Source organism: Pseudomonas sp. Z1-14 (assembly GCF_051132005.1).
GTDB lineage: Bacteria > Pseudomonadota > Gammaproteobacteria > Pseudomonadales > Pseudomonadaceae > Aquipseudomonas.
Map to the genome: position 1 here is coordinate 5,535,117 of NZ_CP071646.1, position 14,870 is coordinate 5,549,986.

A 14,870-nucleotide genomic window follows, 5' to 3' on the forward strand; every position below is an offset into this window, starting at 1 on the left:
TAATGGAAATCGGTCCACAGCATGCCCGCCCTGACACGCCGTGGGCAAGGCTTGAGGACGCGTTTTTGCCTGCACGGCTGCTCATAAAACAACCAATCGAGCCCAGGCCTTGCCAAACAAGGGCTGCAGAGGGTTGCGCGCATCTTATCCACAGGCACGTCCACAATAATCGGGGGCAAGTACAAACACTGGAAGCCGCTGTGTATAAGGCTTTGCGGGACATTTGGAAATTTTTTTCGCTTGACCCACCAAGTGAGGTTGTGCAGCAGAAGTTATCTGCTATAAGCCGAGGCCAGATAGACGATGGCGCCAAGCCAGCAACGACGCTGCTCCGCGCGGTCTTTCCAGAGTTTAGTCACAGACTTATCCACAGGCTTGCTCACCGTTTTCCGAACGCCAATGACGCTCAGAAAACTGTTGACAACTGCCAGTTACGAATGACCAAAACCGCCTGATCAAAAAACGCTCACCACGCTGAAAGCCACGTAATCAAAGGGTTACAGCCAAGTACACCCACGTTACCCACAGCCAGTTCCACAGCAAACGGGGACAAGTCAAAACCGTGACAAAACAACTGTTTGCGGCGACTTTATGTCGCGGTTTCGCAGGGCTTCGAGATTGTTGTCCACAATTCTGAAAACTGTATATATCCCCCTGTGGGAGCGAGCCTGCTCGCGAAGGCGGCGTGTCAAATACATGGGCGACAACTGATCCGCCGCATTCGCGAGCGGGCTCGCTCCCACAGGGGTCGCGGTGATGTGGGTAGAGATAAAAAAACCGGCAATCACTCGCCGGTTTTTTTCATTGCAGCTGCCGCCTCAATGCCCGCCAAGATACGCGTTGCGCACCTCTTCGTTGGCGAGCAGTTCCTTGCCGCTGCCGGTCAGGCGGATTTCTCCGTTGACCATCACATAGGCCCGGTCCGACAGCTTGAGCGCATGGTTGGCGTTCTGCTCCACCAGAAAGATAGTCATGCCGGTGGACGCCAGTTCCCGCAGGGTGGCGAAGATCTGCTTCACCACGATCGGCGCCAGCCCCAGGCTCGGCTCGTCGAGCAGCAACAACTTCGGCCGGCTCATCAAGGCCCGGGCGATGGCGAGCATTTGCTGCTCGCCGCCGGACATGGTCATGGCTCGCTGGTTGCGGCGCTCCTTGAGCCGCGGGAACAGCTCGAACATGCGCTGCATGTCTTCGCTGGCGTATTTGTCACCGATAGGAATGGTGCCCATCAGCAGGTTTTCCTCAACGGTCATGTCAGGGAACACCCGGCGCCCTTCCGGCGATTGAGCGATGCCGTTGGAGGCGATGTAGTGCGACGACTTGTGGGTGATGTCCACGCCCTGGTAGATGATCTGCCCACCCGCAGCGCGCGGCTGGCCGAAGATCGACATCAGCAGCGTAGACTTGCCGGCGCCGTTGGAGCCGATCAGGCTCACGGTTTCGCCTTCGCCGATGTGCATCGAGACTTTCTTCAGGGCCTGGATCGGCCCGTAGAACACGTCCAGTTCCTTGAGCTCGAGGATGGGTCCACTCATACCAATTCCTCTTCATCGGCGCCCAGGTAAGCCGCGATTACCTTCGGATCGTTGCGAATCGCCTCGGGACCGCCCTCGGCAATCACATTGCCGTGATCCAGCACTACGATGTGATCGGAAATACTCATCACCATGCCCATGTCGTGTTCGATCAGCACCACGGTCAGATCGTGCTCGTCGCGCAGCAGCCGGATCATCGCGCTCAGCGCTTCGGTTTCCTGAGGGTTGAGGCCAGCGGCCGGTTCGTCGAGGCAGATGATCTGCGGACGCGTGCACATGGCCCGGGCGATTTCCAGGCGGCGCTGCTGGCCGTAGGAAAGCTCACCGGCCAGGCGGTTGGCGCAGTCCACCAGATCCACAACTTCCAGCCAGTAGAAAGCGTGATCCAGGGCATCGCTTTCCGCCTGGCGATACCCCTTGGTATTTAGGATGCCCGCCACCAGACTGCGATTGACCCACATGTGCTGGGCCACCAGCAGGTTCTCCAGCACCGACATTTCCTTGAACAGGCGAATGTTCTGGAACGTTCGCGCCAGGCCGGCGCGGTTTACCAGGTGGGTGCCGCCGAACATCTTGTAGTACAGCCGGCTGGCGAAAGACTTTGGCGAGACAAAGTCCGTCGGGCGGAACGCTTCGCCCAACAACTTGATCACGTTGGTCTGCTCGCCACGCACGTTGAGTTCGATCTTGCCGCCCGAAGCCTTGTAGAAACCGGTCAGGCAGTTGAACACCGTGGTCTTGCCCGCGCCGTTGGGGCCGATCAGGGCGAAGATCGAGTTGCGCTTGACTTGCAGGCTGACGTCGCTGAGGGCCTTGATGCCACCGAACTGCATCATCAGGTTTTCGACTTTGAGTACGACTTCGCTCATGGCGCTACCCCCTTGCGCGGCGTCACACCGGTACGGCTGATGCGGATCAGGCCGCGTGGGCGCCAGATCATCATCAATACCATCAGTACGCCGAATAGCAGCACGCGGTATTCCGAGAAACTGCGCAGCAGCTCCGGCGCCACGGTGAGCACGAATGCCGCGATCACCACGCCAACCGTCGAGCCCATGCCACCCAGCACGACGATCGCCAGGATCAACGCCGACTCGAAGAAGGTGAAAGAGGACGGATTGACGAAACCCTGGTAACTGGCAAAAAACACTCCCGCCAGGCCAGCGGTGGAAGCACCGATGGTGAACGCAGAAAGCTTGACCAGCACATGGTTCAAGCCCATGGAGCGACAGGCGATTTCGTCCTCGCGCAGGGCCTCCCAGGCGCGGCCGACCGGCATGCGGGTCAGGCGATGCTTGACGTAGAGCACCAGCAATACGGTGATGAACAACACGATGTAGATGAACAGGAATTTGATGTTGGGGTTGTAGTCGATGCCGAAGAACTCATGGAACGGCACCCCGCCGTCCTTCGCTCGCCTGCCGAACTCCAGGCCCAGGAAGGTTGGTGCAGGAACCGGCATGCCATTCGGCCCGCCAGTGAACGACAACCAGTTGTTCAGCACCAGCCGGATGATCTCGCCGAAGCCCAGGGTCACGATGGCCAGGTAGTCACCGTGCATTCGCAACACGGGGAATCCTAAAATACACCCGGCCATCGCCGCTGCGATGGCCGCCAGCGGCAGCACAGTCCAGAAACCCAGCCCCAGGTATTGGTAACCCAGCGCCAGGCCGTAGGCGCCGATGGCATAGAACGCCACGTAACCCAGATCGAGCAACCCGGCCAGGCCCACCACAATATTCAGGCCCAGGCCCAGCAGCACGTAGATCAGCCCGAGGATGACTACGGTAAGCACGTACTTGTTGGCGAAGAACGGGAACACGATGGCAATCACGATCAGGGCCGGGATGATCCAGCGCAGCCGCGATTTGTAGTCGGGTGGCAGCACATGCACGCCGGAGCCAGTGCTCTCGAACCCCTGGAGGATCTTCAGCCCCTTCGGGGTTTGCAGGAACAGGCTCAGGGCAAAGCGCCCGACCATCACGATCGCCACCAGCCAGCCGACGCGGGCCGGTTGCAGGTTGAAGCTGTAGCCGTCGAGCACTACGCCGACGATCGGCCCGAATACGATCAGCGAGATCAGGCCGGCCAGGATCGCGTCGATGACGCTCTTTTTGATATCAAGCGGTTTATTGGCAGCAGACATACTTATACCTTCGCCACGAGTGGGCGACCCAACAGGCCTTGGGGACGGAAAATCAGAATCAGCACCAGCAGCGAGAAACTGAACACGTCTTTGTAGTCGGAGTTGATCAGACCGGCGAACAGCGACTCGGAGATCCCGAGGATGATCCCGCCGAGCATTGCCCCAGGCAGGGAGCCGATGCCGCCGAGTACCGCCGCGGTGAACGCCTTGATGCCGATGATGAAGCCGGCATAGAAGTCGAAGGTGCCGTAGTTCATGGTAATCAGCACACCGGCCAGGGCCGCCATGGCCGCACCGATGATGAACACGTAGGAAATCACCCGGTCGGTGTTGATGCCAAGGATGGAGGCCATCTTGCGGTCTTGCTGGGTGGCACGGCACATGCGGCCGAGCTTGGTGTATTTGATGATGTAGGTCAGCAGCGCCATGCCGGCGAATGCGGCAATCAGGATGAATATCTTGGTGTAGGTGAGCTGCACGAAGCCGGTACCGATGTCGACGCGCATGGCGCCTTCGAGCAGTGTCGGCACACCCTGTTGGCGGGCGCCCTGGCTGATCTGCGCGTAGTTCTGCAGGATCAGCGAGATGCCGATGGCGCTGATCAGCGGTGCCAGTCGGGTGGAGTTGCGCAGGGGTTTGTAGGCGACGCGTTCGATGACCCAGCCGTATACCCCGGTGACCACGATCGTGAACACCAGAGTGCCAAGGATCATCAGCGGAAAGGATTCGATACCGAAGTAAGCCAGCAGAGCCAGACTGATTGCCGCGAGGTAAGCGGAAATCATATAAACCTCGCCGTGGGCGAAGTTGATCATGCCGATGATGCCATAGACCATTGTGTAGCCGATGGCGATCAGACCATAGACCGACCCGAGGGTCAGGCCATTGATCAGTTGCTGCAGGAAAATACCATCCATAACGCAATCTCACGCAGTGAGAACCTGCACACCCAAGGTGTGCGGTTCTTCTAAGGAAAATACAGATTTACGTCGGAGCAATGTCAGGCGCGACCAGCGCGCACCTTCTGGAAACCGGAGCTTGGCCGGCTTCCAGAAGGGCCTGGACGGTCGCTTCAGCCCTTACTTCTGTTTTTCCAACTGGTGGTATTTGCCATCCTTGTCCCACTGGTAGACCACGTAGTCGGAGACTTTCAGGTCGCCTTTGGTGTCCCAGGCTTTTTCGCCCATGACGGTTTTCACCGGGTTGGCTTTCAGCCACTTGGCGGCGTCTTCGCCCTTGTTGGACTTGGCACCATTGAAACCGGCGGCCAGTGCCTGCACCGAGGCATAGGCGTACAGAGTGTAGCCCTCAGGCTCGACGCCCTGGGCACGGAAAGCGTCCACCACGGCCTTGCTGTCCGGCAGCAGGCGCGGGTCGGCGCCGAAGGTCATGTACACGCCGTCGACGTATTGCGCGCCACCAGCGGTAGTGACCAGTTCATCGGTGACGATGCCATCGTCGGACATGAACTTGACGTCCTTGAGGCCTTGCTCACGCAGCTGGCGAACCAGCGGGCCGGCTTCCGGGTGCAGGCCGCCGAAGTAGACCACGTCGGCACCGGCCGAACGGATCTTGGTCACCACGGCGCTGAAGTCTTTTTCGCCACGGGTCAGGCCTTCGTACAACACAGGGGTCACACCACGCTTGGCCAGTTGTGCCTTGGTAGCATCCGCCAGGCCTTGGCCGTAGGTGTCCTTGTCGTGCAGGACGACGACTTTCTTGCCCTTGAGCACGTCGACGATGTAGTCGCCAGCCACGATGCCTTGCTGGTCGTCACGACCACACATGCGGAACATCGCGCTCAGGCCACGTTCGGTAACGGCCGGGTTGGTCGAGCCTGGGGTGATGGCAATGATGCCTGCTTCGTCATAGACCTCGGAGGCCGGGATGGTGTTGGACGAGCAGAAGTGCCCGACCACGCCGATCACTTTGTCCTGGTCAACCAGTCGGTTGGCCACGGCCACGGCCTGCTTCGGTTCGCAGGCATCGTCACCGGCGACCAGGACGATTTTCTCGCCATTGACGCCACCTGCCTTGTTGATGACATCGGCCGCGGCCTGCGCACCTTTCATGTACTGCTCGCCAAACGCGGCGTTGGCGCCGGTCATCGGCCCCGCCACACCAAATTTCACATCAGCCTGGGCAAACGCAGAAACACCCAGCGCAGCTGCCACTGCGAGGGCCAGAAAGCCTTTCTTGTAAAACGTCTGGGACATGAGGTGGTGCTCCAAGGTTTTTTTTAGTTGGCACTGCGACTTCACTTCACTGAAAAGCTAAGAGCAAGGGCCGTGCCATCGGTTTTTTATTCTTAAAAAAGTCGCTGCTTTATTGTTATTTCGACTGTTTCGGGCCCTTTTTCACAGGGCGTGCAACCGTCTAAACCGGACGAGGTGCAACCATTTTTACAAGCAGGTGAAACCCTCCATGAGCCATCATTGCAACCGCCATACGAAACGGCGTGCAACCACTGTGTAACAACCTGCGTCACCTAACTGCACACTACCAGTGCGCGGCTGCTACAGCCCGCACCATAACAGGCTAGCCGCTGTGTTGAAAAACGCCGCTGCTCGTAACACTTTTCAACAATCAGATGACGATCCGCAGGCACTGGCCCGCGTGATACAGGGAAAAGCCCGCCTCATACAGGCAACTGCGCAGGCCCACGCCGGCCAAGGGTTGCATGGGCGCGAAAGGGATCGGCATTGCCTTGGCATCGCCGTGGCACAGATAGTCGGCGAATGCCTTGCCGACCACGGTGCCGGTGGTCACGCCTCGACCGTTGTAGCCGGTGACTGCCACCAGGCCTGGCGCCGGCTCGAACAGGCGCATCAGATGATCGGGCGTGAACGCAATGCAACCGGTCCAGGTGCACTCCCACTCCACAGGCTTGAGGTAAGGGAAATAATGCTGCTGGACGCGGTCCGCCCAGGCCTTGAGAAACCAGGTTGGCTTACGGTTGCCATTGCCCAGGCTGCCGAGCAGCAAGCGACCGTCCTTGTCCCGGCGGATGCTGCTCAATACCTGGCGAGTATCCCAGGAACCTTGCCCACCCGGCAGAATGCGGTGGGCGGCCGCGTCGGTCAGTGGGACCGAAGCGACCTGATAGTAATATCCGGGAAAGAAATTGCGCCGCAATTCGGTCCAGTCGCCTTCGGTATAGGCGTTGGACGCGATCACGACTTGTTCGGCCAGCACCGAGCCCTGGGCGGTCTGCACTGACCAGCGCTGGCCCTGGCGTTCCAGGCGCGTGACCGGCGAATGGTCGAACAATTCGCCGCCAAGGTCCTTGGCCGCCTTGGCCAGCCCGCTGGTGTAGGCCATCGGGTTGAGCGTGCCGGCGCGGCGATCGAGCAATGCCGCGGCGATCCTGTCGGTGCCGGTAGCCTCGGCACAGGCTTGGCCGGTCAGCAGTTCCACCGGCGCGCCACGGCGTTTCCATTGTTCTTCGCGGCTGCGCAGGTCCGCCTCGCCCCGGGCGTTGTGGGCCATATGCAGGGTGCCTTCGCGGCGCAGCTGGCAATCGATGTTGTATTTGTCGACGAGGCTGAACACCAAGGCCGGCGCGGCCCCGAGCATGCGGTTGAGCTGGCTGCCCACCGCCTCGCCAAAACCGGCCTCGATATCATCCGGCGGGATCCACAGGCCGGCGTTCACCAGCCCGACGTTACGCCCCGATCCGCCATGTCCGGCCCGATGGGCTTCCAGCACTGCCACGCGTTTGCCCTGCTCGAGCAAGTGCACCGCCGCTGACAGACCGGTGAAACCGGCGCCGATGACGCAGACATCCACCGTCACCTCGCCTGTGAGCACGGTGTTTTCGGGCCGTTGTGGCGTCAGCTTTTCCCACAGACATTCTTCGCGTAACGGCATTGCCAGACTCCAACAGAAACCTAACAAACACAGAATTCAATGTGGGAGCGAGCCTGCTCGCGAAGCGGTTCATCTGCCAACCTTCATATTGGCTGATCCGGCGCTTTCGCAAGCAGGCTCGCTCCCACAGGGGACTATTTCCACAGAGAGCTTTCGCTGACCGGTTCTCAGTCGAAAGTAATCCCCTGGGCCAAAGGCAGTTCCAGCGAATAATTCACAGTATTGGTCTGACGACGCATATAGCCGCGCCATGCATCGGAGCCGGACTCGCGACCGCCGCCGGTTTCCTTTTCGCCACCAAAGGCACCGCCGATCTCCGCGCCGCTCGGGCCGATGTTGACGTTGGCGATGCCGCAATCGCTGCCCACCGCCGACATGAACTGCTCGGCCTCACGCACATCAGTGGTGAAGATGCACGACGACAGGCCTTGGGGCACGGAATTGTTCAAATCCAGTGCTTCAGCAAAATCCTTGTAACCGACCACGTAGAGGATCGGCGCGAACGTTTCGTGACGCACCACGTCGCTTTGCTCCGGCATTTCGACGATGGCCGGCGAAACGTAGTAGGCGTTCGGGAACTGCTCTTCGAGCTGGCGCTTGCCACCAAACACCCGGCCGCCTTCGCTGAGGGCCTGCTCCAGCGCATCCTGCATGTTGTCGAAGCTCTGCTTGTCGATCAGCGGCCCTACCAGGTTGCCTTCCAGCGGATGACCGATGCGCACTTTCGAGTAGGCGGCCTTGAGGCGGGTGACGATCTCCTCCTTCACCGATTCATGGGCGATCAAACGGCGCAGGGTGGTGCAGCGCTGGCCGGCGGTGCCGACGGCGCTGAACAGGATCGCCCGCACTGCCATGTCCAGGTCGGCGCTCGGGGCCAGGATCATGGCGTTGTTGCCACCCAGTTCGAGGATGCTGCGGGCAAAACGCGCCGCGACTTTCGGTGCGACTTCGCGCCCCATCCGGGTGCTGCCGGTGGCGCTGATCAACGCCACGCGCGGGTCATCCACCAAGGCTTCGCCGGCATCGCGGCCACCGATGATCACTTGGCTCAGGTACGGCGGCGCATCACTGAAATTCTCCAGTACGCGCTCGAACAATGCCTGGCAGGCCAGGGCGGTCAGCGGGGTTTTCTCCGACGGTTTCCAGATCACCGAATTGCCGCACACCAGGGCCAGCGTGGTGTTCCAGGCCCACACCGCCACCGGGAAGTTGAAGGCGCTGATCACCCCGACCACCCCCAGCGGGTGCCAGGTTTCCCGCATGTGATGGCCCGGTCGCTCGGAGGCGATGGTCAGGCCATACAACTGGCGGGACAGACCGACGGCGAAATCACAGATGTCGATCATCTCCTGCACTTCACCCAGGCCTTCCTGGGTGATCTTGCCGGCTTCCCACGACACCAGTTCGCCGAGGTCGGCCTTGTATTCACGCAGCAGGTCGCCAAACTGACGCACCAGCTCGCCGCGACGGGGCGCCGGCACCTTGCGCCACAAATCGAAGGCATGTTCGGCACGGCTGACCTGTTGCTCGACTTCGGCGGCGCCTTCCCAGTTCACCGCGCCGATGCGACTGCCGTCGATGGGCGAATGCACGGGCTGTTTGCCGTTCTGGTACAGGGCCGGGTTGACGCCCAGACGATCAAGCAATGCAGCAACCATGGGTAATTCCTCATGCGAAAGACAAAGATGTGGCAGCCGGGCAATCACGGCTGATCAGACCTGTAGTTGTAGCTGGCCCGAGACTTGCCAACAAACGACCTTTAAGCGAGATATCATTCCGTTTATTCATGCTGCCACTCAAGCAGACTCTTCAGCACAAAAGCAGAGCGACAACAATAAGGCTCCATCATGCTCAATAAGCGCTATTTGCCGTCTATCACCGCGCTGCAGTGCTTCGAAGCGGTGACCCGTCACCTGAGCTTCACCCGCGCCGCCGAAGAATTGAACCTGACCCAGAGCGCCGTCAGCAAACAGGTCGCGCAGCTTGAAGAGTTGCTGCAACACCTGCTGTTTCGCCGCGTTCGCCGACGCTTGCAGCTGACGCCCGCCGGGGATCTGTATCTGGGGGAGGTGCGAAAAATCCTTTCCCAGGTAGAGATGTCGACCCATTATCTGCGTTCCTACGGTGGCGACACCGAAGTCCTGCGAGTCTCTACGCCTCCGACCTTCGGCGCCCGCTGGCTGGTCCCGCGACTCAAGGGCTGGCGCCTGCGCCATCCCAGCATTCATCTGGACCTGTGCAGCGAGCAGGAGGCCGACGATCTGCAGCAGGGACGCAGTGACCTGGCGTTCTATTTTGGCCAGGGATCACGGCCGGGCACCGAATCCCTGAAGCTGTTCGGCGAAGAACTGGTGCCGGTCTGCGCCCCCGGCAGCTTGCCGGACGAGCCTTTTACCGACCCCACGCAACTGACCGGGCTGGTGCTGCTGCAGAACGCCTCCCGGCCCCAGGCATGGCATGACTGGTTCGACCATCAGGGTTATCACACCGAACACAGCTATCACGGGCCACGCTTCGAGACGTTTTACATGTGCATCCGCGCCGCCCAGGTTGGCTGTGGCGTGGCCCTGCTGCCAAGCTTCCTGGTGGAGGAAGAACTGGCTGACGGCAAGCTGGTCATCCCTTGGCAACATCCGATGCCCAGTACCAATGCCTACTACCTGGCGTACCCGGAACATTCGGCGGAAGTGCCCAAGGTGCGGTTGTTCGTGGAATGGATGCTGGAGCAGATCGAAGGTACTGGCACAGCCCCCTAGCAACTGCGATGTAACCTTGTGGCGAGGGGATTTATCCCCGCTGGACGCGTAGCGTCCCCATCTTTTTAGGACTGCTGCGCAGCCCAGCGGGGATAAATCCCCTCGCCACAGAGAGCTTCGCGACCAAAAAAACACTGGCAATATCCACCTGTGTTATGCGCCACTAGACCTTTCAACACGTCTGCCGCACGCCGCAGCACCCGTCTGGAGATTCCCATTATGAGCGAGAGCGTGTTTGCCGATCGCATCGTGCAGAACCTGCTCGACACCGACTTCTACAAGCTGACGATGATGCAGGCGGTGCTGCACAACTACCCCAACGTCGAAGTGGAATGGGAGTTTCGTTGCCGCAACAGCGAAGACCTGCGCCCTTACCTCGCGGAAATTCGTTTCCAGATCGAACGCCTCGCCGAGTTGAGCCTGAGCGCCGACCAGCTGGGTTTCCTCGAGCGCATCAGCTTCCTCAAGCCGGATTTCCTGCGCTTCCTGGGCTTGTTTCGCTTCAACCTGCGCTATGTGCACACCGGCATCGATAACGGCGAGCTGTTTATCCGTCTGCGCGGGCCCTGGCTGCACGTCATCCTGTTCGAAGTACCGCTGCTGGCCATCGTCAGCGAGGTGCGCAACCGTTATCGCTACCGTGAAGTCGTCCTGGAACAGGCGCGAGAGCAGCTTTATCGCAAGTTCGACTGGCTGACGGCCAACGCCAGTGCCGACGAATTGTCCGAACTGCAAGTGGCCGACTTCGGTACTCGCCGCCGGTTTTCCTACCGTGTCCAGGAAGAAGTGGTGAACGTGCTCAAGCACGACTTCCCCGGCCGCTTCGTCGGCACCAGCAATGTGCACCTGTCCCGAGAGCTGGACATGAAGCCCTTGGGCACCATGGCCCACGAATGGATCATGGCCCACCAGCAGCTGGGTCCGCGACTGATCGACAGCCAGATCGCCGCGCTCGATTGCTGGGTTCGTGAATACCGAGGCCTGCTGGGCATCGCGCTGACCGACTGCATCACCATGGATGCGTTCCTCAAGGACTTCGATCTGTTCTTTGCCAAGCTGTTCGACGGTTTGCGCCATGATTCGGGGGATCCGGTCATCTGGGCTGAAAAGGCCATTGCCCACTACTACAAACTGGGCATCGACCCGATGAGCAAGACCCTGGTGTTCTCCGACAGCCTGACATTGCCCAAATGCCTGGATATTTTCCGCGCCTTGCGTGGTCGCATTAATGTGAGCTTCGGTATCGGGACCAACCTGACCTGCGACATTCCAGGTGTGGAGCCGATGAGCATCGTGCTTAAAATGATCAGCTGTGACGGGCAACCCGTGGCCAAGATTTCAGACGAGCCCGGCAAGACCCACTGCAAGGACCCGAATTTCGTCGCCTATATGCGACATGTTTTCCAAGTACCTGCCGCCCTTTCCGGCACATCAAGCAAGGAGTGAATTCATGCAAGCCGTACAGCGTGAGATTGCTGAACAGCTCAAGGTCCAGCCACCGTTCGCCGATGACGCCGCCCTCAAGGCCGAAATTGCGCGCCGGGTGAGCTTCATTCAGGACTGCCTCGTCAACTCGGGTCTCAAGAGCCTGGTGCTGGGAATCAGCGGTGGGGTCGACTCGTTGACCGCCGGCCTGCTGGCCCAACGTGCCGTGCGCGAGCTGCGGGAAAAAACCGGCAATTCGGCGTACCGGTTCATCGCCGTGCGCCTGCCGTACGAAACCCAGTTCGATGAGCACGAAGCCCAGGCCTGCGTCGATTTCATCGAGCCGGACGAGCGCCATACCGTCAACATCGGTCCGGCGGTCAAGGCATTGGCGAAGGAAGTCCTGGCATTCGAAGGCAAGGCGCCGGGTTCGCGGGATTTCGTGTTGGGCAATACCAAGGCGCGGATGCGCATGGTGGCGCAATACACCATCGCCGGCGCGGAGCAAGGTCTGGTGATCGGCACCGATCACGCGGCCGAAGCGGTCATGGGTTTCTTCACCAAGTTCGGTGACGGCGCCTGTGACCTGGCCCCGCTGAGCGGCCTGGTGAAAAACCAGGTCCGGGCCATCGCCCGGGATTTCGGCGCGCCGGAGTCGCTGGTGGAAAAAGTCCCCACCGCTGATCTGGAAGACCTGTCGCCGGGCAAGCCGGATGAAGCCGCCCATGGTGTGACCTACGGCGAGATCGACGCCTTCCTGCATGGCCAACCGATTCGCGAAGAGGCGGCCAGGATCATTTGCGAAACCTACCGCAAGACCGAGCACAAGCGAGTGATGCCGTACGCTCCGTGATCACCGCGGTGGTCTGATATCACCTGTGGGAGCGAGCCTGCTCGCGAAGGCGTCGCATCAGCTACATCAATGCTGGCTGACACACCGCCTTCGCGAGCAGGCTCGCTCCCACAGGGGTCGGGTATTTACCAGGTATAAAAAAAGCGCCCTGCTTGGGGCGCTCTTTTTTTGTGTCTGAAATTGATTATTTCAGGGTAACCGTGCCTTTCATCATCGAGATGTGGCCCGGGAACGAGCAGAAGAAACCGTACTTCTCGGAAGCACTCAATTTCGAAACATCAAAGGTCACCGAGTCGGTTTCCTTGGCGCCGATGATTTTGGTGTGGGCGATGATGCGAGCATCACCTTCCTTCAGGTAATCCTTGTCAATGCCAGCGGCCAGACCGTCGGTGGCGATCGGCTGCATGTCAGCCTCTTTGCTCAGCACCCAGTTATGACCCATGACGTTTTTTGGCAGGTTGCCGGAATGAGTCAGCTCAACGGTGAAGGTCTTGCAGCTCTTGTCGATTTCGATGGCCTTGGTACTGAAGGACATCTGATCGGTGGAATCGATGGTGGTCTTGCATTCCGCTGCCATCAGTTGGCTGCTGGCCAGCGTCAACAGGGATACTGCTACAAGTTTGGCGAACATCATGAATCTCCAAAGCATGGTTAACAAAAATCCGTCAAAGGGAAGACTGCCTGATTTTCCAGCAAGTTCCTATGACCTGTGTCAAAGATTGTATACAACTTAAGACTATCAGCCTGATGGACAGAATCAACCAGCCACAAGTATGACTCGCCCGTTACGATCGGCTCCATCACCTCTCTGGAGCAACCGTCATGAACCTCAACAGCCTGTTATGCAGCCTGCTCGCCGCCTACGCCTGCGGCGCCAGCGGCACCTACGAAAAACCCCGGCGCGAGGTTTAATTCTTTGCGCGACAAGGGGCAGGCTTTACTCTGGACCAGTTAGCGATCACGGAGTAAAGCATGTCCATAGCGTCTGTTTGTGTATTTTGCGGCGCCAGCGCCGGCAGCCATCCCGCCTATCGCGAAGCGGCTCAGGCCCTGGGGCAGGCACTGGCGGAGCGAAAACTGACCCTGGTCTACGGCGGCGGCGCGGTCGGCCTGATGGGAATCGTCGCCGATGCAGCCCTCGCGGCTGGCGGCGAAGTGATTGGCATCATCCCGCAAAGCCTGAAAGACAAGGAAATCGGCCACAGCGGCCTGACACGCCTGGAAGTGGTGGACGGCATGCATGCGCGCAAGGCCCGCATGGCTGAACTCAGCGACGCCTTCATCGCCCTTCCCGGCGGCCTCGGCACCCTGGAAGAACTTTTCGAAGTGTGGACCTGGGGCCAGCTCGGCTACCACGCTAAACCGCTGGGGCTGCTGGAAGTGAACGGTTTCTACAGCAAACTCACCGGTTTTCTCGATCACATCGTCGGTGAAGGCTTCGTCCGGGCGCCGCATCGTGACATGCTGCAAGTGAGCGACTCGGCCCATGACCTGCTCGATGCGCTGGATGAATGGCAACCCTCGGTGCCGCCGAAATGGGCCGAGCAAAAACCCAGCTAACGGCTCGACCCCGATACAGGGCAGAATACGCGCCGCTCAACCTCACCTTCGACCCCAGAGGATCGCCCATGGCCAAACCCAATTATTCCTTCGCCAAACGTCAGAGAGACCTAGCCAAGGAGCAGAAGAAAGAGGAAAAGCTCCAGCGCAAGAAAGCCACCGCCGATGAAGCAGCACTGAACCCCGATGCTGAAGGTGAAGTGGCGGCAGACGATGATGCAGATGCACCGAAAGACCAGGCCCCCGACGCCTGACTCCTCCAGGGCCCGATGATCCGATCCGGCCCCACGGTTTTGTGTCCAAGGCCGGCAGCCTCGCTGCCGGCCCTCACAACCCCAGCGCGTTGATAATCGACAAGCGATAACCAGCCGGCATGTTCGCTGGCAACTGGCTTGGCTCGAACAGCCCGATCTCCTTGTGCTCATGACTGATCGTCGGCACGAAACCGCCCAGCAACTGGCAGCGGTAAGTGGAGATGAACACGTGTTTGCCGGGAATCACCTCGAACAGATACGAATCCAGCGGTTCGCCCACGCTGACCTCGACCGCCAGCTCCTCGGCGATTTCCCGTGCCAGGCACTGCGGCGGCGTTTCGCCCAGCTCGATCCGCCCACCGGGCAGCTCCCATTCGTCACGCTCGTTGAGCATCAGCACGACCAGGCCGTCGGGAGATTGCAGTACGCCTTTGATGGAAACCGGGAACATGCATTTTCCTCTCAATTCAA

The 14,870-nt window shown here is 59.9% G+C and carries 14 protein-coding genes; 5 read left to right on the forward strand and 9 right to left on the reverse strand.

What is annotated here, in order from left to right:
- Positions 1-818 precede the first annotated feature (818 nt).
- The 7 genes from J3P89_RS25485 to amaB form a co-directional block, all read right to left on the reverse strand.
- Positions 819-1,535 carry an ABC transporter ATP-binding protein gene (locus tag J3P89_RS25485; protein ID WP_305497148.1) on the reverse strand — a complete coding sequence of 239 codons (717 nt, stop codon included), beginning with the start codon at positions 1,533-1,535 and terminating at the stop codon, positions 819-821.
- Entirely contained in the window at positions 1,532-2,404 is an 873-nt protein-coding gene (locus J3P89_RS25490; protein WP_434569982.1) for an ABC transporter ATP-binding protein, read from the reverse strand. The genes J3P89_RS25485 and J3P89_RS25490 overlap by 4 nt, the downstream gene beginning before the upstream one ends.
- A complete protein-coding gene (gene livM, locus J3P89_RS25495; RefSeq protein ID WP_434569983.1) occupies positions 2,401-3,681 on the reverse strand; it encodes a high-affinity branched-chain amino acid ABC transporter permease LivM in 1,281 nt (426 codons plus the stop codon). The genes J3P89_RS25490 and livM overlap by 4 nt, the downstream gene beginning before the upstream one ends.
- Positions 3,682-3,683: 2 nt before the next feature.
- Entirely contained in the window at positions 3,684-4,598 is a 915-nt protein-coding gene (locus tag J3P89_RS25500; protein WP_039592565.1) for an ABC transporter permease subunit, read from the reverse strand.
- Positions 4,599-4,760: 162 nt separating this feature from the next.
- Positions 4,761-5,897: a branched-chain amino acid ABC transporter substrate-binding protein gene (locus J3P89_RS25505; protein WP_434626354.1), complete on the reverse strand. Its 1,137-nt coding sequence runs from the start codon at positions 5,895-5,897 to the stop codon at positions 4,761-4,763.
- Positions 5,898-6,267: 370 nt separating this feature from the next.
- A complete protein-coding gene (gene amaA, locus J3P89_RS25510) occupies positions 6,268-7,551 on the reverse strand; it encodes an L-pipecolate oxidase (RefSeq protein ID WP_434696022.1) in 1,284 nt (427 codons plus the stop codon).
- Between the two features lie 167 nt (positions 7,552-7,718).
- On the reverse strand, positions 7,719-9,209 hold the full coding sequence (gene amaB / locus J3P89_RS25515) for an L-piperidine-6-carboxylate dehydrogenase (RefSeq protein ID WP_434673413.1): 1,491 nt from the start codon (positions 9,207-9,209) through the stop codon (positions 7,719-7,721).
- A gap of 189 nt (positions 9,210-9,398) precedes the next feature.
- Here amaB and J3P89_RS25520 point away from each other — a divergent pair, with 189 nt between their 5' ends.
- The 3 genes from J3P89_RS25520 to nadE all read left to right on the forward strand — a co-directional run bounded on the left by J3P89_RS25520 (position 9,399) and on the right by nadE (position 12,585).
- Positions 9,399-10,307, forward strand: coding sequence for a LysR family transcriptional regulator (locus tag J3P89_RS25520; protein WP_434696023.1), 909 nt, complete (start codon positions 9,399-9,401; stop codon positions 10,305-10,307).
- Between the two features lie 219 nt (positions 10,308-10,526).
- Positions 10,527-11,753 (forward strand): nicotinate phosphoribosyltransferase, encoded by a 1,227-nt coding sequence (gene pncB, locus J3P89_RS25525; RefSeq protein ID WP_434696024.1) that lies wholly within the window; start codon positions 10,527-10,529, stop codon positions 11,751-11,753.
- A gap of 4 nt (positions 11,754-11,757) precedes the next feature.
- Positions 11,758-12,585, forward strand: a complete 828-nt coding sequence (gene nadE, locus J3P89_RS25530; RefSeq protein WP_434626359.1) for an ammonia-dependent NAD(+) synthetase — start codon at positions 11,758-11,760, stop codon at positions 12,583-12,585.
- Between the two features lie 184 nt (positions 12,586-12,769).
- Here the strand turns inward: nadE and azu are convergent, their stop codons facing one another.
- Positions 12,770-13,216 (reverse strand): azurin, encoded by a 447-nt coding sequence (azu, locus tag J3P89_RS25535; protein ID WP_434696025.1) that lies wholly within the window; start codon positions 13,214-13,216, stop codon positions 12,770-12,772.
- A 341-nt stretch (positions 13,217-13,557) separates the two neighbouring features.
- On the opposite strand from azu, the gene J3P89_RS25540 reads away from it, so the two are divergent.
- Both J3P89_RS25540 and J3P89_RS25545 read left to right on the forward strand, forming a co-directional pair.
- A complete protein-coding gene (locus J3P89_RS25540; RefSeq protein WP_434696026.1) occupies positions 13,558-14,145 on the forward strand; it encodes a TIGR00730 family Rossman fold protein in 588 nt (195 codons plus the stop codon).
- A 68-nt stretch (positions 14,146-14,213) separates the two neighbouring features.
- A complete protein-coding gene (locus J3P89_RS25545; RefSeq protein ID WP_434569990.1) occupies positions 14,214-14,399 on the forward strand; it encodes a hypothetical protein in 186 nt (61 codons plus the stop codon).
- A 73-nt stretch (positions 14,400-14,472) separates the two neighbouring features.
- On the opposite strand, the gene J3P89_RS25550 is transcribed toward J3P89_RS25545, so the two are convergent.
- On the reverse strand, positions 14,473-14,850 hold the full coding sequence (locus J3P89_RS25550) for an NUDIX hydrolase (RefSeq protein WP_434626361.1): 378 nt from the start codon (positions 14,848-14,850) through the stop codon (positions 14,473-14,475).
- Positions 14,851-14,870: the final 20 nt, after the last annotated feature.

Excerpts from the sequence above, each read along its gene's own strand:
- J3P89_RS25485 (WP_305497148.1), bottom strand. The coding sequence starts at position 1,535 with ATGAGTGGACCCATCCTCGAGCTCAAGGAACTGGACGTGTTCTACGGG.
- J3P89_RS25490 (WP_434569982.1), bottom strand. The coding sequence starts at position 2,404 with ATGAGCGAAGTCGTACTCAAAGTCGAAAACCTGATGATGCAGTTCGGT.
- livM (WP_434569983.1), bottom strand. The coding sequence starts at position 3,681 with ATGTCTGCTGCCAATAAACCGCTTGATATCAAAAAGAGCGTCATCGAC.
- J3P89_RS25500 (WP_039592565.1), bottom strand. The coding sequence starts at position 4,598 with ATGGATGGTATTTTCCTGCAGCAACTGATCAATGGCCTGACCCTCGGG.
- J3P89_RS25505 (WP_434626354.1), bottom strand. The coding sequence starts at position 5,897 with ATGTCCCAGACGTTTTACAAGAAAGGCTTTCTGGCCCTCGCAGTGGCA.
- amaA (WP_434696022.1), bottom strand. The coding sequence starts at position 7,551 with ATGCCGTTACGCGAAGAATGTCTGTGGGAAAAGCTGACGCCACAACGG.
- amaB (WP_434673413.1), bottom strand. The coding sequence starts at position 9,209 with ATGGTTGCTGCATTGCTTGATCGTCTGGGCGTCAACCCGGCCCTGTAC.
- J3P89_RS25520 (WP_434696023.1), top strand. The coding sequence starts at position 9,399 with ATGCTCAATAAGCGCTATTTGCCGTCTATCACCGCGCTGCAGTGCTTC.
- pncB (WP_434696024.1), top strand. The coding sequence starts at position 10,527 with ATGAGCGAGAGCGTGTTTGCCGATCGCATCGTGCAGAACCTGCTCGAC.
- nadE (WP_434626359.1), top strand. The coding sequence starts at position 11,758 with ATGCAAGCCGTACAGCGTGAGATTGCTGAACAGCTCAAGGTCCAGCCA.
- azu (WP_434696025.1), bottom strand. The coding sequence starts at position 13,216 with ATGTTCGCCAAACTTGTAGCAGTATCCCTGTTGACGCTGGCCAGCAGC.
- J3P89_RS25540 (WP_434696026.1), top strand. The coding sequence starts at position 13,558 with ATGTCCATAGCGTCTGTTTGTGTATTTTGCGGCGCCAGCGCCGGCAGC.
- J3P89_RS25545 (WP_434569990.1), top strand. The coding sequence starts at position 14,214 with ATGGCCAAACCCAATTATTCCTTCGCCAAACGTCAGAGAGACCTAGCC.
- J3P89_RS25550 (WP_434626361.1), bottom strand. The coding sequence starts at position 14,850 with ATGTTCCCGGTTTCCATCAAAGGCGTACTGCAATCTCCCGACGGCCTG.